Here is a 20,609-nt window from a genome sequence, read left to right as displayed (position 1 = left end):
TAATGGCTAAGGCAGCTACCCCCAAGAAAACCGCAGCGGTGAACGGCGCGGGCAAGGTTACCCAGGTTATCGGCGCTGTTGTCGACGTGGCGTTCGAAGGCGAACTGCCTCCGATCCTGAACGCGCTCGAAACCGAGAACAACGGCAACCGCCTGGTTCTGGAAGTCGCGCAGCACCTCGGTGAAAACGTCGTTCGCACGATCGCCATGGACTCGACCGAAGGTCTGGTTCGCGGTCAGAGCGTTTCGAACACCGGCGCTCCGATCTCCGTTCCGGTTGGTCCGGAAACGCTCGGCCGTATCATGAACGTCATCGGCGAGCCGGTTGACGAAGCTGGTCCGATCGTGACCGCTTCCAAGCGCGCCATCCACCAGGACGCTCCTGCTTACGTCGAACAGTCGACCGAAGCACAGATCCTCGTCACCGGCATCAAGGTCGTCGACCTTCTGGCTCCTTACGCCAAGGGTGGTAAGATCGGCCTGTTCGGCGGCGCCGGCGTTGGCAAGACCGTTCTCATCATGGAACTCATCAACAACGTTGCCAAGGCACACGGTGGTTACTCGGTATTCGCCGGCGTTGGTGAGCGTACCCGTGAAGGTAACGACCTCTACCACGAAATGATCGAATCGAACGTCAACAAGCTCGGTGGCGGCGAAGGCTCCAAGGCTGCGCTGGTTTACGGCCAGATGAACGAACCGCCGGGCGCCCGCGCTCGCGTCGCTCTGACCGGTCTGACGATCGCTGAAAACTTCCGCGACGAAGGCCAGGACGTTCTGTTCTTCGTGGACAACATCTTCCGCTTCACTCAGGCTGGTTCGGAAGTGTCGGCTCTGCTCGGCCGTATTCCTTCGGCCGTGGGTTATCAGCCGACGCTGGCAACCGACATGGGCCAGATGCAGGAACGCATCACCACCACGACCAAGGGTTCGATCACCTCGGTTCAGGCCATTTACGTCCCCGCCGACGACTTGACCGACCCGGCTCCTGCTACCTCGTTCGCCCACCTGGACGCCACGACGGTTCTGTCGCGCTCGATCGCTGAAAAGGGCATCTACCCGGCCGTTGACCCGCTCGACTCCACCTCGCGCATGCTCGATCCGATGATCGTCGGCGAAGAACACTATGAAGTGGCTCGTAAGGTTCAGTCGACCCTTCAGCGCTACAAGGCTCTTCAGGACATCATCGCCATCCTCGGCATGGACGAACTGTCGGAAGAAGACAAGCTGACGGTTGCCCGCGCCCGTAAGATCGAGCGCTTCCTGTCGCAGCCGTTCTTCGTTGCCGAAGTCTTCACCGGTTCGCCGGGCAAGCTCGTTGCGCTCGAAGATACGATCAAGGGCTTCAAGGGCCTGGTCAATGGTGAATATGACAGCCTGCCGGAAGCTGCCTTCTACATGGTCGGTTCGATGGAAGAAGCCATTGAAAAGGCCAAGAAGCTGGCTGCCGAAGCTGCCTGATCATGAATTGGCGGGCGCGTGGTTCAGCCGCGCGCCTTGCCGACAATGGTGGCGAAACCGATAAGGCTTTGTCGGCGTTGTAACAGACAAGTCCGTGACGCCCGCGTAATTGAAAAGAAGTGAATAGCCATGGCTGACAGTTTCAAATTCGATCTCGTTTCCCCGGAGCGTCTGCTCGTTTCCGAAACGGTTACGGAAGTCGTCATCCCGGCCACGCTGGGTGAAATGACCGTTCTGGCCAACCATGCGCCGACGATGACCACGATCAAGCCGGGTCTGGTAACGGTGAAGTTCGCTTCTGGTGAAACGCATAAATATGTCGTCTTCGGTGGCTTCGCCGATATTCTCCCGACGGGCTGCACGCTTCTTGCCGAATCCGCTGTTTCGGCCGATGACATGTCTCCCGACACGTTGCAGCGTCGCATCGATGCGGCCAAGGCCGAAATCGAAGAAGGCAATCATCACCACGAGCATCTGACGAAGCTTGAAAAGCACCTTTACGAACTGACGAACCTGCATGAGGTTCTCGTCGCTGCTTGAAAGCACCGGGCGGGTTCGAAAGAATGACTGCCCACAAAAAATCCGAACCAGAAAGCGGCCGTCTCGGTCGCTTTTTTGTTTTGACCTGCTGCTTAACGGGTCAGCGAGTACGATTGCCTTCGTCCTCCTCAGCCTGCCCACATAAGCTTCAAAATCACGTTGACCGGTGCATCAATTATTCGTCTACGGAACATGAGTCTAGCAAAGGCGCGCTTCAACGATTGCGTTTCAACCGGGCAGCCTCGGAAACCGATTCCGATTTTCAGAGCTTTCGGTTAGATGTGATATCCCGAAGAAATGCTGCTCGGGTGCGCAACACGAAGCAGATTTGGTGATGGAGGAGTGATCGGCGTGTCGGCAAAAGCGAGCTACAGAGGGGTCGCGAGAACCGCGTTGCGGTCAGGGACCCTGATCGAGGGCGATAGAGCGGTGCCCGAGGAAGTGCCGGTTGCTTTTTCCTATGGTGGCAGCACCCATGCCGTGATGATGGCCAGCCCCGCAGATCTTGTCGATTTTGCAGTCGGATTTAGTCTGACGGAAGGCATCATATCCACACGGGCGGAAATCCGGTCAATCGAGGTGATCGAGGCGGGGCAGGGCTTCGACGTTCAGGTGGATTTGCAGGATGCCAATGCGGATGCGCTCAGGGCGAGACGGCGGCATATGGCAGGCCCTGTCGGCTGCGGTCTTTGTGGCATCGAATCGATAGAACAGGCGGTCCGAGTGGTCCCGGTCCTGAGCGGCTCTGAACTCTCCGTCTACGGGGATGATATTGTTGCTGCGATGAAAGCACTGAATGAAGCGCAAAGCCTTAATCGCGAAACGAGAGCGGTTCACGGCGCGGGTTTCTACAATCCTCAAAAGGGGCTGCTTGCTGTTCGTGAAGACGTCGGTCGCCATAATGCGCTCGACAAGCTTGCAGGTGCAGTTGTCAATGCAGGCCTGCCGCCGAATGCTGGCATTGTGGTTGTGACCAGCCGCCTGTCGGTAGAAATGGTCCAAAAGACCGCCATCCTTGGCAGTCCCATTCTGGCGGCGATTTCCGCGCCCACCGCGCTCGCCATCGAAACCGCTGAAAGCTCGGGTATCACCCTTGTCGCACTCGTGCGGGGTGAAGATTTTGAGATCTTCACCAGGGCGGATCGTATCATTTTATGACGTAGAGGCCGCCGCTACCGACGGCCTTCAGACTTCAAAGAGACCCTTAGAACTCCGCCCATTCGGCTGCTGCGTTTCCATGAGACCTTGGTAAAGCAGCATATCGCGGTTGCGGCACCGGCAGCCTGGTGAGGACGGCTGGCTTGTCGACGGGGCGTGCGGGTGACGCGTCGTGCGCGACTCTGAACTGCCGCAGCAATTCATGCAGATTTTCCGCTTCTGTAGCGAGCCCGTGGCTGGCGGCGGTGGTTTCTTCTACCATCGCAGCGTTTTTCTGGGTGGCCTGATCCATAACGTTGACAGCCTGATTGATCTCCCTGAGACCGTTCGCCTGTTCGCGGGATGCTTCAACGATGGCCGAGACATTAGTGTCGATCTCGCCCATCTGCGACTGGATGTCCCGCAGGGCGTCGCCGGTTCTGCCCACCAGATCCACGCCGTTGGAGACCTGCTCGCGAGAGGTGTTGATGAGGGATTTGATCTCCTTGGCGGCAACGGCGGATCGCTGTGCGAGTTCCCGGACCTCCTGTGCGACGACGGCGAACCCCTTGCCCGCTTCCCCGGCGCGCGCTGCTTCAACGCCCGCATTGAGGGCCAAGAGATTGGTCTGGAAAGCGATGTCGTCTATAACGCCAATGATATTGGTGATCTCGCCCGAGGACCTCGAAATCGCATCCATGGCGGAAATTGCCTGCTGAACGATGTCGCCGGAATGCTCGGCATGTTCTCTTGTCCGCAGCACCAGTTTACCGGCCTCACCTGCGCGGTGGCTTGCATCGGTTACGGTGGTGGTGATCTCCTCCAGCGCCGCAGCGGTCTCCTCCAGTGAGGCGGCTTGCTGTTCGGTGCGTTGCGAGAGCTGATCGGCGGCGATGCGGATTTCGCCGGATCCGGATGCGATTGTCGAGGCATTATGCGCGATCGTCTGCATCGTGGCCTGCAGCTTGGCGACGACCTCGTTGAAATCTGCCCGCAGTTTTTCCATGCTGGGCACGAAGCTGTTGTCGAGGCGTTGTACAAGGTCGCCTTCGGCCAGCGCCCGCAGGGCATCTGCAAGCATGCGAATGGCGCTCATGCGCGGTGTGACGTCGGTGGCAAATTTCACCACCTTCACCACTTTACCGGTTTCATCGACAACCGGATTATAGGCGGCCTGGATCCATATTTCCTTGCCGTTCTTCCCGTAGCGGACAAACTCGTCCGAGATGAATTCGCCTGATGCCAGTCGTTGCCAGAAATTTGCATAGGCGGGCGAGGCGGCATAGGCAGGATCACAGAACATGCGGTGGTGCCTGCCCTCGATTTCCTTGAGGTCATAGTTCACCGCAGCGCAGAAGTTTGGATTGGCGGTGATGATCGTACCGTCAGGAAAGAACTCAATGGTGGCTTGCGAGCGGGAGAGCGCCTCCAGTTTGCCCGCATCTTCCGCGGCCGTGATCTTTTTTGCGGTGATATCTGTTGCGATCTTGACCACTTTATAGGGCTTGCCCGAACGGAAAACCGGGTTGTAGGAGGCCTCGATCCAGATCACCGAGCCGTCCTTGCGGATACGGCGGAATTCCCTGGCCTGAAACTCGCCCCGGGCGAGAGAGTCCCAGAATTCCTGATAGGCGCGAGACGCGGCAAGCTCGCTGTCGCAGAATATGCGGTGGTGCTTACCGACGATCTCGGTGAGATCGTAACCCAGTGCCGCGCAGAAATTCTTATTTGCGGTGAGGATATTACCTTTGAGATCGAATTCGATGACCGCCTGCGATCTTGATATCGCATCGAGCATATTTCTACTGTCTGCGCTTTTTCCTAACCCCAGCATTACAAGTCCCCCAAAGTCAGCCCACGGCGCGGCAAGCCGCAAAGAAGATGCGGTCCACGCCATATCACGTTGAACAACGAACAGGTTTTGCCGCCGAAGGCAGCAATGCAGGCACTTCTCTATGTTGGCCCTGGGTCAGGTATCCGCCCGCGTAATAGGCTTACCGGCGCGGTACTGATCTATGGCGATAATATTAGATATCTATAATATTAAAATGTTCTTATTTAATAAAATGCGTGAAAGAAAAAACAAAACCGCCGGCAGGTGCTCCGGCGGTCTGGATTGTTCCTTATCATTCTTCAGCGAGGCCTGCGCAGACCTTGTCAGGCCGCGAGATCTTCCGCTTCAGTGCCCTTGAACATTTTCGCAAGGTTCAGGAAGCAGATCATGCCATGTTCGTTGGCGATGATCCCTTCGGAATAGGACTTGTCGAAGGAGGCTGAAATTTCGGGAACCGGCTGGACCTGGTTTGCCGGGATCGTCAGAATGTCTGAAACGCGATCCACCAGCATGCCGATGACCATGTTATGCACTTCGGCCACTACGATTGCACTGCGCTCATTGGCAACGGTGCTTTTCATGCCGAGTTTGTGAGCCAGATCGATGATCGGGATAACAGAGCCGCGCAGGTTCATGACGCCGATGACGTCTTTCGGTGCGTGGGGAATGGGCGTCGAAGGCGCCCAGCCGCGGATTTCGCGAATGGTCGTCGTCTTCACGCAGAATTCCTGATCATGCAGGCGGAATGCGATGATTTCGAGCGTCTCACCGCCAAAATTGGTAGAGTTAATCATTGCCATCAGAATTCTTCCCAATGCTCGCTGTGGAGGCCGGCGCAAGTGCACCGACACTTGCAATGCGAATTTGGCGTTCTGCCTGGTGCCTGAACAGCCGGAAACAATATTTCCGTCTTCAATGGAAGATTCCTAGCATGAGATGGTTTCGCAAACCTAAATGCGAACCATCTCAATACTCTTTCTCGTAAAATATGCCTGCTGCGCCTTCGCCATCGCCGCCCGCTTCCCCGCGCAGCTTCACACCGCGTCCTACGTCGAGATTGATGATGGCTTTTGCGCCGGATTCGCCGCTTTGCTGCAGCTCCAGATAGGTTCTTTCGTTCAGGTATTTACCGGCGGAAACACGGGCCTGTCCTTCGGAATCGGTCGAAATATCAAGATCATCGACGCCGAGATTGCTTCTGAGCTTGTCGAACAGCGATGTGGAACGCCCGCCGGCCAGTTGAGCGGCGGCATCCGCCAACCGCGCGATCTGCAGCGCGGATAGTTTTGACATGGACTGGCCGAAGATCAGCTGTGCCATCACCTCATCCTGTGGCAGAGCGGGAGCCGAGGAGAACGCAAAGGTCGGATCGTTGGCAGTACCGGAAACAGATACGGTGATGGTCGTTGAACCAACTGTTGAGTCCGCCTTCATGTCGAGGACTGGAACGAGGCCGCCACCGAAACTGATATTTCCCGTCGTGAAATCAAGGCGGCGAGTGAGGATTTCAAGCCTGCCCCGACGCATTTCGAAGCCGCCGGAAATGACCGGAACCGCTGCCGTGCCACGGATCGTCAGATTGCCGGTCAGTTCTGCATCGATACCCCGACCGCGCACGAATATACCGCTCGGTGCATTGACCTGCAGATCGAGATTGATGGTGGACGAGCTCCCGCTTCCGCCCTGATCGGCTCCAAGCGCCTTGGCCTGCGCGCGTACCTTGGGTGGTGCGTTCTTGTGCTTGACGTCGATCTCCGTCAGTGAAGCCGGCAGCTTCTCCGGAATGGTGATGGCGCTTCTGTCCAGCGTCAGGTTGCCGCCCAGCACGGGGGAACTCAGCAACGGGCCTTTCAGCGTCAGCGTGCCGCTCACCACTGTCGTTACCAGCGTGCCGTCGTTGTAACCGGCGCGATTAAGCGTAATCGATATATCGGCAGGGAAACCCGAACCACCGGTTATGCCGACGCTGCCGGTTCCCGAGATCGTTCCACCGCCTGCCAGCCTGCCGGTCAATCGGGAGATGACGGCACGATCACGGTCGAAGGTGATGGTGGCGCCCAGATCGTTAATGGTGAGGTTTCGGCGCACGTCGGTCAGGCGCGTGCCATCAGTGGTGATGCTGCCGCTAATGACAGGTGCGGAAGCGCTGCCGGAAATCTTCACGTCGATGGCGGCGGTGCCATTCACATCGAGGCCCTGCGCTGCTGTTTGTGCCGCGACGGCTGAGAAAGGCAGTCTGCCGGAAAACGCCATCGAAAGCGGACGATTGCCGGCGATACCGAGCGAGCCGCCGCCTGAAAGCGCCATGCCGCCCTGACCGGAGACATTCGTGTCGATCTGCAGGGTGCCACCGGAAAATTGACCGTTCGCCTTGATGCCGAGGGCGGCGAGACCCGCCGCGCGCGTCTGCGCGACCTCGGCATTTACCCAGTTGAGATTATAGTCGACCGCAGGGTTCGATGCCGCACCCTTGGCCTTCACCGTGCCGGAGATGCTGCCCGCCGCATCCAGTCCGGTGGCAAAGGCATTTGCGAGACTTGCGGGCAGCGAACGGATATCGGCATTGATATCAAGCGTCGACCCGGCGGTGCCGTTGACCTCGACACGTCCTTCGCCCGTGATGATGGTCAAATCGGAGATCCGGGCCGTACCGTTCTGGATGGCAATGGTGGTGGGTTTTTCAAGGCGCACGGTAATGCCCTTGGGCGCGGCGGAAAAGGCGTCGAGTCTTACCGTCATGGGCGATCCGCCCGTCTCGGCGCTGCCATTCACCACCAGCGGTGCGTTGTCGTAACGCGCGTTGACGTTGAACTGCGTCGTTGTGCCGGAATGACCGATTGTGGCTTTCAGGTCAGATATCGCAGCCGCGCCGGCATTGACGGTATCGGCGTTGACCTTGCCGTTGATGGCGATTGCCTGAAGGTCGTCTATTGAAATATCGGCTGCCAACCCGGAGATCGTTGTCGTGCCCTGACGGATGCTGCTGCCATTGGCTTTGATCGTCGCGGCGATCCGGCCATTGGCGTTGCTAAGGGCGATGTCGCCGGCAATATCGCCATCCGCCTGCTGCGCAGCGAGAGCGGCGAGTAGCGCAAGGTCGGGAAAGTTGAAGGAAAGATTGCCGGATGGCAAAAACTGCTGCGAGAATTGCAGTTGTCCGTTCAAGATATTCCGGCCTACCGCCACGCGCAGCTCGGGAATCGCAGTGCCGTTTTCGGTTTGCACCAATTCGGCAATGGCATCGATCTTCTGTCGGTCAAGGCTGCCGCTGGCCGTAAGTTTCGCCTGAGGAGCGGCGGGATCGGCCTTGCCTGTCGCATTGACTTGCAACGATTCAAGCGTACGTCCGGCAAGGATTGCGCTCTCGGAAGTCAGGGTCACGTTGAAATCTGGCGCTGCCAGCGCGCCGGTGGCCTCGATCGCAAAATCGGCGACGCCCTTTGCCTGTGGCGTCAACTTTTCAAGAGCGAGAAATTTACCCGTCAGGCTGGCGCTCAATGCATCGTTTTCGAGGCCGGCATTGCCTGTCGCCTCGATCGTTCCCGACTTGACGACGAGGTTTTCAACGCTGGTGCGTCCACCGATGGTCACGTCGATATCACCCTGGAGGGAGATGGTGGTGTCGAACTTTTCCGCGAGAGCCGGTGGAAGGGTAGCGGGCAGTGCGAAGAGCTGCACGCTGGAGGTGAGGCGGTTGCCGGTAAGGTCAAAACTGCCGTTCAGTGTTCCGCCAACGCTGGCGCTTTCAAGCGTCGCGCTGTCAAAGCCGATGGCGGATGGGCTCAGGCGGAGCGGTGCATTGATGGTGAGCGGCGCACGCACCAGCCGATCAATATCCGGGCTGACAAAGGACGATTGCGCTACGGAGAGAGCGGTGGCGATTGTGCCGCTCCGGTCAGCGATATTGAGATCAGCGCTTTGCGCCGTCAGTTTGACGTCGTCCAGCCTGCCTTGCGGCAAAGAGAGGCTGCGCAGGGAAACGGTTGTGTCAAGATGTGCGGCGTCTGCCCCACCCTTTAACGAAAGATCGAGGCCGTTGATGAGGGCCTGCACCTCCCCATCGCTCAGCGGCCAGCGAAAATCGACGGGCCCGGCTGTGCCGATGAGGTTGGCGGCAAGGTCGTTCTGGCCGTTCGGATCAATGGTGCCGGAGGCCGTCAGCAGCAGGGTGCCGGTTTCCAGTGTACTGCTGCCGATTTCGATGCGCCCCTGTGGGGAAAGGGTGGCGTTTGCGTCGAGCTTCGTCTCACCGGCAAAAAGCTGCCGGAAGGCGGGCGGCAGAAGCAGATCGGGTTGGCCGCCACCCGCAACTTCGATGCGGCGGGTGCCATCCTCCGCGAGGAGGTGCCGGCCGGTGACGTTGACGACAGGGTTACCAGCGACGTTGCCGCGCATGCTGCCGGTCCAGTTTGAAAGCGGTCCTTCGCCGTTAAGGTCGATGGCGACCGCAGGTGTGCCGGGCAGAGACAGCAGCGTGGCAAGAAGTCCGCCCTCAGGCTCCCGCATCTCAGCTTTCAGCTTCAGGACATTTTCGTTGGGAAGAAATGCGATGTCGGCGTTAACGGCCGCATCCGGGGCATTCAGCCGGTGGGCCGTGAGCGACAGTCTGATATCGTCGCTGGCGGCCTTGAGGTTGCCTTCGGCCGTCAGTTCAAAGGGGCGGCCGAGAAGGGGCTGGCCGAGACGAATATCGGGAAAGCTGAAATTGTCGATCGCTATTTCAATCGGCAGAGAGGAACTGCCGGAGCTTTTGCTCATCGTTTCCTCCACCGGAACCGGTTGGCGCTGGACATCGATCGACCCCGCCGATACCCGGTCCGCATGGAAGGTGCCGGCAAGAAGCGAGAAGGGTGACCAGTCGACGGCGATCTGGTTCACGCGGGCATAAGGGCCCTGCCGATCCGAAAGAGTGACGTTGTCGAGCCTCAGATGCCCCGTCAAAAGCCCGCTGGGCGGAGAAATCTCGATTATCTGATCGGGTGTCGATACAAGCGATGAAATCTGCTTTGCGGCTATTCTCGCGCCCATCGGCGTAAAACCGACGAAAAAGGCTGCAAGCAACAGAAGTACCACGCCGCACAAGGCAGCGTAGCCCAGCCATTTCAGCAATCGAATCAACGTTTTCATAAAAGGTAATCTACACTCTGTTGCAAGGGTGTTCGACTGCGGCGTTTAAAAAGACTGACCGATGCCAGCATAAATGCCGAAACTGTTGCCGCCATCGTATTTGTCGAGCGGCGTGGCGACATCCAGACGCAGAGGCCCGAAGGGTGTCGCGTAACGCAGCCCGATGCCGGCGCCAGCCCGAATGTCGGAAAAGTCCGGGGTCACGTCTTCCGAGACCACACCCGCATCGATAAAAGGCACGATACCGATCGTGTCGGTGACCTTGATGCGGGCTTCAATGGAGCCAACGACATAGGAGCGACCGCCGGTCGCGTCGCCTGCCGCATTATAAGGCGATATTTCCTGATAGCTATAGCCGCGCACCGACCCGCCGCCCCCGGCATAAAAGCGGCGGGTGGTGGGGATGTCCTGCAGGTCGCTTCCGCCGACGAGCACGCCGCCCGACAGTTTTCCGGCCATGATCAGCCTGTCTTCCGCGCCCAGCCCCTTGTACCCGGTAATCGAACCTTCGAAAGAGGAGAAGAAGGTGCCGTTCAGGGCCTCATAGCTGGGCTTGGCGGCCACCGATGCACGAAAGCCTTCGGTCGGGTTGAGCTTGTCGTCGCGGGTATCGCGAACGAATTCCAGCGGAATGGACGTGGTAAGATATTCGTTCTTTCCGAAGGCGTCGTCTGTATCGGCCCACTGCACCTCCAGGCCCGCGGCAGCCGTGTCGGTATCGTTTAGTTCATAACTGAAACCGGCAGTCCCAGTCAGCGTCTTGGCTTCGTAGGTGTCCGGATGCTCGGTCTTGGCAATCAGGCTGGTCTTGAATGTCGTGCGGGGATTGAACATTCCGGGCTTCGTAAAGGTAATGCCCGCCGAATAGTCCATGCCTTCCACGCTCGATGCCTCTGCAATGCGCGAGACCGAGCCCTCGATGCGCAGCGATTCGGCCTGGCCGAACAGGTTTCTGTGGCCCCAGTAGCCCTGAAGACCAATGCCTTCGGTGGTGGAATATTGTGCGCCGACGCCGAAATAGCGGTGCTTGCCTTCGGACACTTCGATGGTCAACGGAATGGTGCCGTCGCGGGCGAGCGTTCCTGCCTCCTTGATCGTCAGGCTGGAAAAAACACCGAGCTGGCGCAGGCGATCGGCGGCCTTGCGCAGTTTTTCCGGCGAATAGGGCTCGCCGCCATTGAGGCGCGAATAGCGGCGGATGAAATCCCCATCGACGGTTTTTTCACCGGTGACGGTGACCGTGCCGAGTGGGGCGACGGGGCCGCCTTCGGCCGCCATGGTGATGTCGACAGTGTTTGTCGCGTGGTTTGCAACGGCCTCGCGTTTCGTCAGCTTGGCAAGCGGGCGGCCTTCGGCCTTCAGATCATCGATCAGCTTGTTGCCGGCGCGGATGATCGCCAGGGAGCCCGCATCGCCGCCCGTCGTCAGGCCGTATTCCTCGAGATCGCGGCCTGTGACGTCGCCTTCGAGACGGATATTGCCGAGTGTGAATTTGGGACCGGGCGTAACGGTTATGATCACGGGAACGGGCGCGCTATGGTCGAAAACCGGGTTGGGCGGCAGGTCGTCGACATTCCTCCCGGCCACGGTGACATTGACAATACCGCCATAGCGGGCGTTTTCATAAAGCGCTGCAATCAGCCTGTCCCTGTCGTCCCTTGCCTTTATCAGGAGTCCGAGATCGCCTGAGGCAGGCTTGTCCTTGTCGGCCAAAAGAAGGGAACTGTTTTCGAGGCTGTCCGTCAGGGATTTGTCGGCGTCGGGAGCGTTGAGCGTGACGGCATATTTGACGGGGTTGATAACCTCGACCTCCGGTTCTTCCGAACCCCACAGGCGCATGCCGAACAGTTTAAAGGCGAAGGCATCACGCGTAAAAGCCGGATACAGGGCGAACGTCACAGCAACCGCAAGCGCGGTGCCAGCTTTCCGATACGCAATACCTGTCTTCGGGTTAGTTCGTGTTCTTCGCATAAGCTGCTTTATGGTTGAGCCTTTATTGTCGCCCTAACCCGTTTCCTCTCCGTTAACATTGCAATTTAATCATAAATAAACGGCTTTGAGGACCCTCGGCACATGTTTTGCAGCCCATAACGCAAAAAGCCCCGGATGACCGGGGCTTCTGTGCAACGGTATTTCGCGAAGCGATTAGCGGCAACGTGCCGTGTAACGCTGGCCGTACTGGTCGCGGTAATAGCAATAGCCCGGCTCGGAAGCGTTGCCAATCAAAGCACCACCGACGCCACCGATCGCTGCGCCAACGGCTGCGCCACGAACGTTGCCAGTGACCGCGCCACCGATAACGGCGCCGGAAACGGCACCAATCGAAGCACCCTTTTCAGTCTGCGTGCAGCTTGCAAGCGACAGGCCGACCAGCGCAAATATGATTGCCTTTTTCATGAAACTCTCTCCAACGTTACAATGAGCTCTTTGGCTCGGTAGGCGTCCCATATTTATCTGCGGCGACTGCTACCTCCGACCGCCACAGATAACTAACAATTCGATGTCGTTTAGGGAAGCCTCCACTTAAGGCATTCCTCCGAGCGTAAATCGATTGTGCCCCAAACAACGGCGCGGCGCAAAAAAGGTTCCAAAAATCCGCTTTTTTGATGTGAATCAATTTTGCGCTTTTCATGAGCGGCTATAAACGGTTTATTGGAATGGTTCAAAACAACGGCGAATTGACGCAGTGGCGGCTAAAATAGCCCGGAAGGGTTGACGGTCCCGGCAACGAGGCAGAGAACGAGCTGGTCAATTCTGGAGCATGGCATGGACTTCGAGGCATTTTTCACGACGGAACTGCAAAGCCTGCATTCTGAGGGACGCTATCGCGTTTTTGCGGATATCGAACGCCAGCAGGGCAATTTCCCCCGCGCGACCCGGTATAACGCCAATGGTGAACGCAAGGACGTTACTGTCTGGTGTTCCAACGACTATCTCGGCATGGGCCAGAACCCGAAGGTTGTCGAAGCCATGAAAGCCGCCATTAATCACTGTGGCGCGGGTGCGGGAGGCACCCGGAATATTTCTGGCACCAACCACTATCACGTCCTGCTCGAGCGCGAACTTGCTGACCTCCATGGCAAGGAATCGGCGCTGATCTTCACCTCAGGCTATGTGTCCAACTGGGCTACCCTCGGCACGCTCGGCCAGAAGATACCTGGCCTGATCATCTTTTCGGACGCGCTCAACCATGCCTCAATGATCGAGGGCATCCGTTATGGCCGTTGTGAGCGGGTGATCTGGAAGCACAATGATCTCGAGGACCTCGAGGCCAAGCTCCAGGCCGCTGATCCGAACGCGCCGAAGCTCATCGCTTTCGAATCCGTTTATTCCATGGACGGCGATATCGCGCCGATCAGGGAAATCTGCGATCTTGCCGATCGTTATGGCGCCATGACCTATCTCGATGAAGTCCACGCTGTGGGCATGTACGGCCCGCGCGGCGGCGGCATTGCCGAGCGCGAAGGCCTGATGGATCGCCTGACGATCATCGAGGGAACGCTCGGCAAGGCCTTCGGCGTCATGGGCGGTTACATTACCGGCTCCACCGCGGTCTGCGATTTCATCCGCTCCTTCGCTTCCGGTTTCATCTTCACCACGGCATTGCCGCCGTCGCTCGCCGCCGGAGCGATTGCTTCGATCCAGCATCTGAAGGCAAGCCCTTTCGAGCGGGCCCGGCATCAGGACCGCGTGCGGAAGCTGCGTGGACTTCTCGATGCGCGCGGCATTCCGCATATGGACAATCCAAGCCACATCGTGCCGGTCATGGTGGGCGATGCTGCCAAGTGCAAATGGATATCTGATATCCTGCTCGACAGTCACGGCGTCTATGTGCAGCCGATCAATTATCCGACGGTGCCGCGTAAGACCGAGCGTCTGCGCATCACTCCGACCCCACTGCATAGCGACGCGGACATCGAGCATCTGGTCGGCGCGCTGCATCAACTCTGGTCGCATTGCGCGCTGGCGCGTGCGGTGGCGTAAGGAAACTCTTCGGATAGGGAAATCGGGCCGCGTTTACGCGGCCTTTTCTTTGGTGGAGATGAGTTCGCCGGCATGGCGGCGAGCTTCCTCATCTGCCGCGAATACATCTTCGATCGTGCCAGCGCTGCGGCCGTCATCCATCCGGTCCATAACCGTTTCCACGATTTCCGCCATATCGAGGAAACCGATGGCCCCGTCGACGAAGGCGTGAAAGGCAGTCTCCTCGGCGGCGTTCAGGGCGGCACCCTGTAAGCCACCGCGCTCCAGCGCGGTTCGCGCCAGCCGAAGTGCCGGGAACCGTGCTTCATCCGGCGCCTCGAAATCGAGCCTCGCCAGTTTTGCGAAATCCAGCCGTTCGACGTTCAGCTGTCCGCGCTCAGGATAGGTAAGGGCGTAAGAAATGGCGGTGCGCATATCGGGAGATCCGAGCTGCGCGATATAAGAGCCGTCGCTGTAGCCAACCATCGAATGCACGATCGACTGCGGATGGACTATTACCTCAACCTGATCCGGCCTGAGATCGAAGAGATATTTCGCCTCGATCATCTCCAGTCCCTTGTTGAACATGGAGGCGCTGCCGATGGAAACCTTCAACCCCATTGACCAGTTGGGATGGGCGCGGGCGACGTCCGCCGTGACATTGGCCATTTCTTCGCGCGACCATGTGCGGAACGGGCCGCCGGAAGCCGTCAGGATGATGCGTTCCACAGCCTCTCTGTGATCGCCCGTGAGGCACTGGAAGATTGCGCTGTGCTCGCTGTCGACCGGGATCAGCCTGCCGCCACCCTGCTTGACCGTGCGTACAAAAACATCGCCCGCCGAAACGAGGCACTCCTTGTTGGCGAGGGCGATATCTGCGCCACGCCTGGCCGCAGTCACCGTGGGGGCCAGACCGGGGGTTCCGGCAATGGCCGCCATCACCCAGCCGGCATCCATCGAAGCCGCCTCTTCAAGACCGGATTTGCCTGCCGCGGTCTTTATGCCCGTTCCTGCGAGAGCGGACTTGAGGTCTTCGTATTTGTCGTCCTCGGCGGTGACGGCAAGCTCCGCGCCGAATTGTCGCGCCTGCTCCGCCAGAAGGGCGATATTCCCGGCGCCGGTCAAAGCCACGATCTCGAATTGGCCCCTGCCGCCCAGTTGACGGACCACATCCAGCGTATTGGAGCCGATCGAACCCGTCGAACCCAAGATCGTCAGCTTGCGGGGCATTTCACTGGCATTCGTCATTTTCAGTCCGTCGGTCCGTTGCTGGTCGCAATTCTTCGGGCGTGCCGTTCTCCCGAAGGTACTGCACGTTTTCGGGCTATATGCTTTAGCCTCTACCCGCGAAAACAAGCCATAACAAGGACAAAGCCAGCCTATTGTTTTTGCGGATGGCAAAGCCATATGCAAGAAAAACGATGAGAGGATATTGATGCGGCGTTTTCTCGTTTCCAGCGGATGGATTTTTGCGGCGAGCCTTGTGCTGGTTGCGGCCTTTGTCCCTTTTGATCCGCGCCTCTCGGAAAGCGCGCAGGCGTTGCCCGGTGCAGTGGTATCCTTTAATCGTGCGATTACCGATTTCGGAACTTTCCGCTGGATGCTTTATTCCACCGGCGCGCTGGCCATTCTCGCCTATGTCGCGGCGCGGGTTCTCAGCGCGCAAACCTATCATGGCCGGTTGCGGACAGCGTGGCGGCTTCTCTCCTATTTCTTTCTGACAATCGGGACCGCGAGCATTCTCGTTCATACGCTAAAGTTCCTGATCGGCCGGGCGCGGCCGGAGCTCCTTCTGGAAATGGGGGCGTATAGCCTCACACCCTTCACCGGAGACAATCTTTATGAGAGCTTTCCTTCCGGCCATTCCACGGCTGCCGGGGCGTTTTTCGGTGTCTTTGCCATGCTTATGCCGCGCTTTCGCTGGGCGTTTCTTCTGCTTGCCGTTGTGATTGGCGTCTCACGTGTCATTGTCGGCGCGCATTATCCGAGCGATGTGGCGGCCGGGCTGCTGCTCGGCATGTGGACGGCCATGGCCTTCGCCTTTATCTTCGCCAGGTCCGACATGTTGTTCCGGTTCGACGCACAGGGGTGGCCGCAACCGAAAAACGTGGCCTTACCTGCGCAAAAGACTTGATGGTGGTGGGGGATCGTATGGTTGCCGGGGGCCTTGACGCCGAAATGCCAGAGCGGAAGCGGATCATCACAAGGGTTGCCATTGCCGGCGCTGGCCCTGCCGGGCTCATGCTCGGGCTCCTCCTTGCGAGAGCAGGTATCGATGTCACCATCGTTGAAAAGCATGGCGATTTCCTGCGCGATTTTCGGGGCGATACCATTCATCCTTCCACTCTCGATATTGTTGAGCAGCTAGGCTTCATTCGGGAGTTTCTGGCGCTGCCGCATACGAGAGCGCAGAAACTTCATGCCGAGATTGCGGGTCAGACGGTCACCATCGCCGATTTTTCCCGGCTGCCTGCGAGAAACCGTTTCATCGCCTTCATGCCGCAATGGGATTTCCTTAGCTTTCTTGCCGGCAAGGCAGGGCAATATGAGAATTTCACGCTGCTCATGAATGCAGGTGTTTCCGGTCTGCGCGAGCGCGATGGCGTTGTTGCGGGTCTCGTGGTGGATACGTCCGACGGGCCGCTGGAGATCGATGCCGAGCTCGTGATCGGGGCGGATGGCCGCAATTCAATCGTGCGGGACAAAGCGGGTCTGTTGGTGGAAAGTTTCGGGCAGCCGACGGAGGTTCTCTGGATGAAACTATCCAGGCAGCCGGGCGATCCGGCGGAAACCATGGGGCATGCCGGCCCCCAGCAGGGTTTCGTCCTGATAGATCGCGGCGATTATTGGCAGTGCGGTTTTGTGGTCCGCCGCGGAACCTTCGCCGAGATGAAGGTTCAGGGTATCGCAGCGTTCCGCGATGCGGTGGCGAAAGTGTGCCCGCTGCCGCAGGAACGGCTTCTCGAACTTCAGACCTTTGAGGATGTGCATCTGCTGACGGTCAGGATCGACCGGTTGAAGCGATGGTGGAAGCCTGGCCTCATCTGCATCGGTGACGCGGCTCACGCCATGTCGCCCATTGGCGGCGTCGGTGTCAATCTTGCCATTCAGGATGCCGTTGCCGCCGCAAATATTCTCATTCCCGTTCTTGCGCAGGGCGAAAAGCCAGGCGAGCGGGAATTGATGGCCATCGAAGCGCGGCGCTCATTTCCGACAAAGGCGACACAAAAGCTGCAATTGATGATGCGCAGCAGCCGGAAGAAGGATCAAGGCGATAGCCGCAAGGCGAAAGGGCCCCCCGCTTTCGTGCGCATGATTGCCCGCGTTCCGCTTCTCGCCCATCTCGCCGGCCGTTTGATCGGCCTCGGTTTCCGACGGGAGAAGTTGACCCGTTGATCCTTCGGTGGCGTGCAAGCGTCCGCTCAGGCCTCTTCGATCACCCGTGCATGTTTAAGCCCGAGAACGGCCGAGCCGATCAGTCCCGGTTCAATCCTGCAGATGGCAGGTACGACAAGCGGCCGGGCGAAGCGACGGAGAATTCGGGCTCTGACCGCTTCATCCAGTGTGGCAAGCAGTTCCCTGGAGTTTGACAGGCCGCCGCCGACCGGCACGATGGTTGCCCCGGTGACGTTGATCACCATCGCCAGCGGCGAAGCGAGAATATCGACAAGGATATCGATGGTTCTTGCGGCGTCCGGGTTGCCGCCCAGCCAGGCTGCGATGATTTCCTCGCTGGTCATGTCCTGGCGGTGGAGATGCATATGAAGCTTTTCCATGCCGCGGGCGCTGCCAATGGCATCCACACAACCCGTGAGACCACAGCCGCATTCGAACCGAGGCAACTCCATCGGCGGGTTGCCGACCCGCGTCGCAGCCACGGGTCCGTGACCCCATTCGCCGGCGAAGCCACCCTCGCTGTTGATGAGACGGCCGTCGATCACCAGACCTCCGCCGACACCGGTTCCGAGGATGACGCCAAAAACCACGCGATGGCCCCGCCCGGAACCGATCTCCGATTCGGCCATCACGAAACAGTCGGCATCGTTGGAGACGATGACAGGAAGGCCCAGTGCCTGTTCCAGTTCGTCCTTCAGCGCGCGGCCATGAATACTTGGAATGTTGGCGACAGTGGCCCTGCCGGTGTCGGCATCGATGACGCCGGCAATCGACAGCGACACGCAGGCAGGTGTGCCGCCACTATTGTCGATGACGGATTTCAGGCCGGCAGCAAAGTCTTCAAAGCTGGTCTTTGGCGTCGGGATGCGCGGCACGGGGCGAATATCGTCAGGAGCGTAAGCAATCGCGCCCTTGATGGTCGTTCCGCCTATATCGAAACAAACGATCATGATTCAGCCTCCGGAGCGTGCGGCATCGTGGATCTTATCTCCGCCGATCCATGTCGAATGCATCTGAAGTTCAGATGTAAGCATGACAAAATCCGCATCGAAACCAGGCAGAAGCCTGCCTTTGCCAGAAGCGCCGATTGCCTCGGCAGGATAGGCGGACGCCATTCTCAAGGCCTCTTCCAGCGGCGCGTCCAGCTTTTCGTGCATGAAGCGAATGCAGGAGAGCATATCGATATCCGCCCCCGCCAGCGTACCGTCTTCAAGCGTCAGCCGGCCGCCGTTGCGATAGACACGCCTGCCATTCAGTTCAAAACCATCATCGTCGGTGCCGATAGTCGACATGGCATCAGTGACGAGGAAGATGTGGGCCGGGCCATTCTTTGCGCGCAGCGCAATGCCCATCGCGGCCGGATCGACATGGAAACCGTCGGCGATCAATCCACAATCGAGCTTGCCGTTTGAAAGTGCCGCCCCCACGAGCCCCGGCTCGCGATGACCGAGCGGGCTCATGGCATTGAAAAGATGTGTGACCATCGAAGCACCTGCTTCGGCATAGGCAGTCGCCATGTCGAGTCCTGTGTCCGTGTGGCCGAGACTGACGACGATGCCGGCTTCTGCCAGCGCCTTGACCTGTTCCAAGGTTACATTCTCTGGGGCAACGGTCGTCATCACGAAGGGGAGTTTTGCCTTGCATCCGGTCAGCACCGCCAGATCAGGCGCTTCCATTTTGCGGATCAGTGCCGGATCATGTGTGCCCTTGCGGGCAACTGAAAGATGCGGGCCCTCGAAATGCAGGCCGAGAAACCCGGGCACCCTTTCTCTTTGGGCGTCAATGCCCGCTTCGGCGGCTCGCAATGTGATATCCGGCCGGTCGGTGATGAGCGTGACCATCAGCGCCGTGGTGCCGAATTTCGCATGGGCGGAGCAGATCCGGGCTATTCCTTTCGCATCCGGCTGGTTATTGAACATCACCCCACCGCCGCCGTTGACCTGAAGGTCAATGAAGCCAGGCGTGATCAGCAATCCTGGCGCGTCGATGATCTCGGCTTCTGCCGGTGCGGACATGCGCCCACTGATGTCGCCGACACGGCCATCCACGGTCACGAGCACCCTGTCGTCGTGCCATGCGGCACCATCGAAAATGCGGGCGCCGACAAATGCCTTGATGCCGCTCATTGAGTTTCCGTCACCTTCTTCAACGCCACCGGCGCATCCGGGTTGAAGCCGCGCAGGCGCGACAATTGCTCGATGAAGCCGTAAAACGGCGCGATCAACAACAATGCATCGGTCAGCGGATGGTTGGTTTCCACGAAGGGCAGGGACTTGGCGGGGCTGCCTTTTGAGGATGTAACGAAAACATTGGCGCCCTTGCGGGAGAGATTTGCGGCAATTTCCGTCACGGAGGTCTCGGCGCGGTCACGGGCGGCAAAGGCGATCACCGGAAATCTCGGCGCGACCAGCGAAACCGGGCCATGCATGACTTCCGCCGACGAATAGGCTTCCGCGTGCAGTTCGCAGGTTTCCTTGCATTTCAACGCGGCTTCCGCGGCGATGGCGAGAGCAGGACCACGGCCAAGCATATAAAGCGATTCCTCACCCTTGACCGCCTCGCCGATGTGGCTCCAGTCAAGGGCGACGGCCCGGGCGAAATTCTGCGGCAGGGCGCTGATCGCCTTGGCAAGCAGGTTGTCTTCCGTCCATTCCGCAAGGATCGCGAGACCGGCAACGATGGAGTTGACGAAGGATTTGGTGGCAGCCACGGCTTTTTCCGGGCCAGCCTGTATATCGATCGCGTGATCGGCGGCATCGCCAAGCGCAGATGGCAGGGTGTTGACGAGCGAGAAAGTGAGCGCGCCGCCATCGCGCGCACTTTGCGCCAAGGCGACGATATCCGGGCTCTTGCCCGATTGCGAAACGGCAATGGCCGCCGCCCGTTCCAGCCGCAGCTTCGTCTGGTAGATCGAGGCGAGCGACGGGCCGAGCGAGGCGACCGGAAGCCCGGTCTGCAGTTCGATGGCATATTTCAGGAAATGGGCGGCGTGATCGGAAGATCCACGGGCGATGGTGACGATAACGGCCGGATCACGGGCCTTCAGCTTGGCGCCGGCTTCCTGGAAGTCCGAATTGGCATTGTCGAGCAGGCGGGCGACTGCATCGGGAATCTCGTCGATTTCCTGGCGCATCAGGGTTGTCATTGTTTCTGTC

Annotated in this window: 15 protein-coding genes; 6 read left to right on the top strand and 9 right to left on the bottom strand. The window is 59.0% G+C overall.

Annotation, left to right across the window (positions count from 1 at the left end):
- The first annotated feature begins 2 nt into the window (after positions 1–2).
- The 3 genes from atpD (at position 3) to fdhD (ending at position 3,155) form a co-directional block, all read left to right on the top strand.
- Positions 3–1,457, top strand: a complete 1,455-nt coding sequence (gene atpD / locus FHW77_RS19165) for a F0F1 ATP synthase subunit beta (protein ID WP_004443768.1) — start codon at positions 3–5, stop codon at positions 1,455–1,457.
- A 129-nt stretch (positions 1,458–1,586) separates the two neighbouring features.
- Complete coding sequence (locus FHW77_RS19160; RefSeq protein ID WP_004443766.1) at positions 1,587–1,997, top strand: F0F1 ATP synthase subunit epsilon; 411 nt, start codon at positions 1,587–1,589, stop codon at positions 1,995–1,997.
- Between the two features lie 342 nt (positions 1,998–2,339).
- Positions 2,340–3,155: a formate dehydrogenase accessory sulfurtransferase FdhD gene (fdhD, locus tag FHW77_RS19155; RefSeq protein WP_081093429.1), complete on the top strand. Its 816-nt coding sequence runs from the start codon at positions 2,340–2,342 to the stop codon at positions 3,153–3,155.
- 46 nt (positions 3,156–3,201) lie between these two features.
- On the opposite strand, the gene FHW77_RS19150 is transcribed toward fdhD, so the two are convergent.
- From FHW77_RS19150 to FHW77_RS19130, 5 genes are all read right to left on the bottom strand, one after another.
- Positions 3,202–4,968, bottom strand: a complete 1,767-nt coding sequence (locus FHW77_RS19150; RefSeq protein ID WP_004443763.1) for a methyl-accepting chemotaxis protein — start codon at positions 4,966–4,968, stop codon at positions 3,202–3,204.
- 323 nt (positions 4,969–5,291) lie between these two features.
- Complete coding sequence (locus tag FHW77_RS19145; protein ID WP_003504949.1) at positions 5,292–5,768, bottom strand: chemotaxis protein CheW; 477 nt, start codon at positions 5,766–5,768, stop codon at positions 5,292–5,294.
- Positions 5,769–5,934: 166 nt separating this feature from the next.
- Complete coding sequence (locus FHW77_RS19140) at positions 5,935–10,095, bottom strand: translocation/assembly module TamB domain-containing protein (protein ID WP_004443758.1); 4,161 nt, start codon at positions 10,093–10,095, stop codon at positions 5,935–5,937.
- Between the two features lie 45 nt (positions 10,096–10,140).
- Positions 10,141–12,066, bottom strand: coding sequence for an autotransporter assembly complex protein TamA (locus tag FHW77_RS19135; protein WP_004443756.1), 1,926 nt, complete (start codon positions 12,064–12,066; stop codon positions 10,141–10,143).
- Between the two features lie 174 nt (positions 12,067–12,240).
- A complete protein-coding gene (locus tag FHW77_RS19130; protein ID WP_004443753.1) occupies positions 12,241–12,492 on the bottom strand; it encodes a YMGG-like glycine zipper-containing protein in 252 nt (83 codons plus the stop codon).
- A gap of 369 nt (positions 12,493–12,861) precedes the next feature.
- On the opposite strand from FHW77_RS19130, the gene hemA reads away from it, so the two are divergent.
- Complete coding sequence (gene hemA, locus FHW77_RS19125; RefSeq protein ID WP_182590671.1) at positions 12,862–14,079, top strand: 5-aminolevulinate synthase; 1,218 nt, start codon at positions 12,862–12,864, stop codon at positions 14,077–14,079.
- A gap of 33 nt (positions 14,080–14,112) precedes the next feature.
- Here hemA and dxr read toward each other — a convergent pair whose 3' ends face one another.
- On the bottom strand, positions 14,113–15,306 hold the full coding sequence (gene dxr, locus FHW77_RS19120; protein ID WP_004443749.1) for a 1-deoxy-D-xylulose-5-phosphate reductoisomerase: 1,194 nt from the start codon (positions 15,304–15,306) through the stop codon (positions 14,113–14,115).
- Between the two features lie 187 nt (positions 15,307–15,493).
- On the opposite strand from dxr, the gene FHW77_RS19115 reads away from it, so the two are divergent.
- Both FHW77_RS19115 and FHW77_RS19110 read left to right on the top strand, forming a co-directional pair.
- A complete protein-coding gene (locus FHW77_RS19115; RefSeq protein ID WP_004443746.1) occupies positions 15,494–16,192 on the top strand; it encodes a phosphatase PAP2 family protein in 699 nt (232 codons plus the stop codon).
- Between the two features lie 17 nt (positions 16,193–16,209).
- The gene (locus FHW77_RS19110) at positions 16,210–17,454 is read left to right on the top strand and encodes an FAD-dependent oxidoreductase (RefSeq protein ID WP_205781073.1); all 1,245 of its coding nucleotides are present in this window, start codon (positions 16,210–16,212) and stop codon (positions 17,452–17,454) included.
- A gap of 26 nt (positions 17,455–17,480) precedes the next feature.
- On the opposite strand, the gene FHW77_RS19105 is transcribed toward FHW77_RS19110, so the two are convergent.
- The 3 genes from FHW77_RS19105 to FHW77_RS19095 are packed head-to-tail and all read right to left on the bottom strand — an operon-like array spanning position 17,481 to position 20,599.
- Positions 17,481–18,404, bottom strand: a complete 924-nt coding sequence (locus tag FHW77_RS19105; RefSeq protein ID WP_004443741.1) for an ROK family protein — start codon at positions 18,402–18,404, stop codon at positions 17,481–17,483.
- A gap of 3 nt (positions 18,405–18,407) precedes the next feature.
- The gene (nagA, locus tag FHW77_RS19100) at positions 18,408–19,580 is read right to left on the bottom strand and encodes an N-acetylglucosamine-6-phosphate deacetylase (RefSeq protein WP_004443738.1); all 1,173 of its coding nucleotides are present in this window, start codon (positions 19,578–19,580) and stop codon (positions 18,408–18,410) included.
- Complete coding sequence (locus FHW77_RS19095; RefSeq protein ID WP_004443735.1) at positions 19,577–20,599, bottom strand: SIS domain-containing protein; 1,023 nt, start codon at positions 20,597–20,599, stop codon at positions 19,577–19,579. The genes nagA and FHW77_RS19095 overlap by 4 nt, the downstream gene beginning before the upstream one ends.
- Positions 20,600–20,609 lie beyond the last annotated feature (10 nt).

Origin of the sequence: Agrobacterium sp. RC10-4-1, assembly GCF_014138475.1 — a bacterium.
GTDB lineage: Bacteria > Pseudomonadota > Alphaproteobacteria > Rhizobiales > Rhizobiaceae > Agrobacterium > Agrobacterium pusense.
The sequence above is the reverse complement of the archived record's forward strand: the minus strand, read 5'-3'. Positions and strand labels throughout refer to the sequence as shown.

Bases quoted from the DNA above. Each gene is read 5' to 3' on its own strand.
- atpD (WP_004443768.1), top strand. From the start codon at position 3: ATGGCTAAGGCAGCTACCCCCAAGAAAACCGCAGCGGTGAACGGCGCG.
- FHW77_RS19160 (WP_004443766.1), top strand. From the start codon at position 1,587: ATGGCTGACAGTTTCAAATTCGATCTCGTTTCCCCGGAGCGTCTGCTC.
- FHW77_RS19150 (WP_004443763.1), bottom strand. From the start codon at position 4,968: ATGCTGGGGTTAGGAAAAAGCGCAGACAGTAGAAATATGCTCGATGCG.
- FHW77_RS19145 (WP_003504949.1), bottom strand. From the start codon at position 5,768: ATGGCAATGATTAACTCTACCAATTTTGGCGGTGAGACGCTCGAAATC.
- FHW77_RS19140 (WP_004443758.1), bottom strand. From the start codon at position 10,095: ATGAAAACGTTGATTCGATTGCTGAAATGGCTGGGCTACGCTGCCTTG.
- FHW77_RS19135 (WP_004443756.1), bottom strand. From the start codon at position 12,066: ATGCGAAGAACACGAACTAACCCGAAGACAGGTATTGCGTATCGGAAA.
- FHW77_RS19130 (WP_004443753.1), bottom strand. From the start codon at position 12,492: ATGAAAAAGGCAATCATATTTGCGCTGGTCGGCCTGTCGCTTGCAAGC.
- hemA (WP_182590671.1), top strand. From the start codon at position 12,862: ATGGACTTCGAGGCATTTTTCACGACGGAACTGCAAAGCCTGCATTCT.
- dxr (WP_004443749.1), bottom strand. From the start codon at position 15,306: ATGACGAATGCCAGTGAAATGCCCCGCAAGCTGACGATCTTGGGTTCG.
- FHW77_RS19115 (WP_004443746.1), top strand. From the start codon at position 15,494: ATGCGGCGTTTTCTCGTTTCCAGCGGATGGATTTTTGCGGCGAGCCTT.
- FHW77_RS19110 (WP_205781073.1), top strand. From the start codon at position 16,210: ATGGTTGCCGGGGGCCTTGACGCCGAAATGCCAGAGCGGAAGCGGATC.
- FHW77_RS19105 (WP_004443741.1), bottom strand. From the start codon at position 18,404: ATGATCGTTTGTTTCGATATAGGCGGAACGACCATCAAGGGCGCGATT.
- nagA (WP_004443738.1), bottom strand. From the start codon at position 19,580: ATGAGCGGCATCAAGGCATTTGTCGGCGCCCGCATTTTCGATGGTGCC.
- FHW77_RS19095 (WP_004443735.1), bottom strand. From the start codon at position 20,599: ATGACAACCCTGATGCGCCAGGAAATCGACGAGATTCCCGATGCAGTC.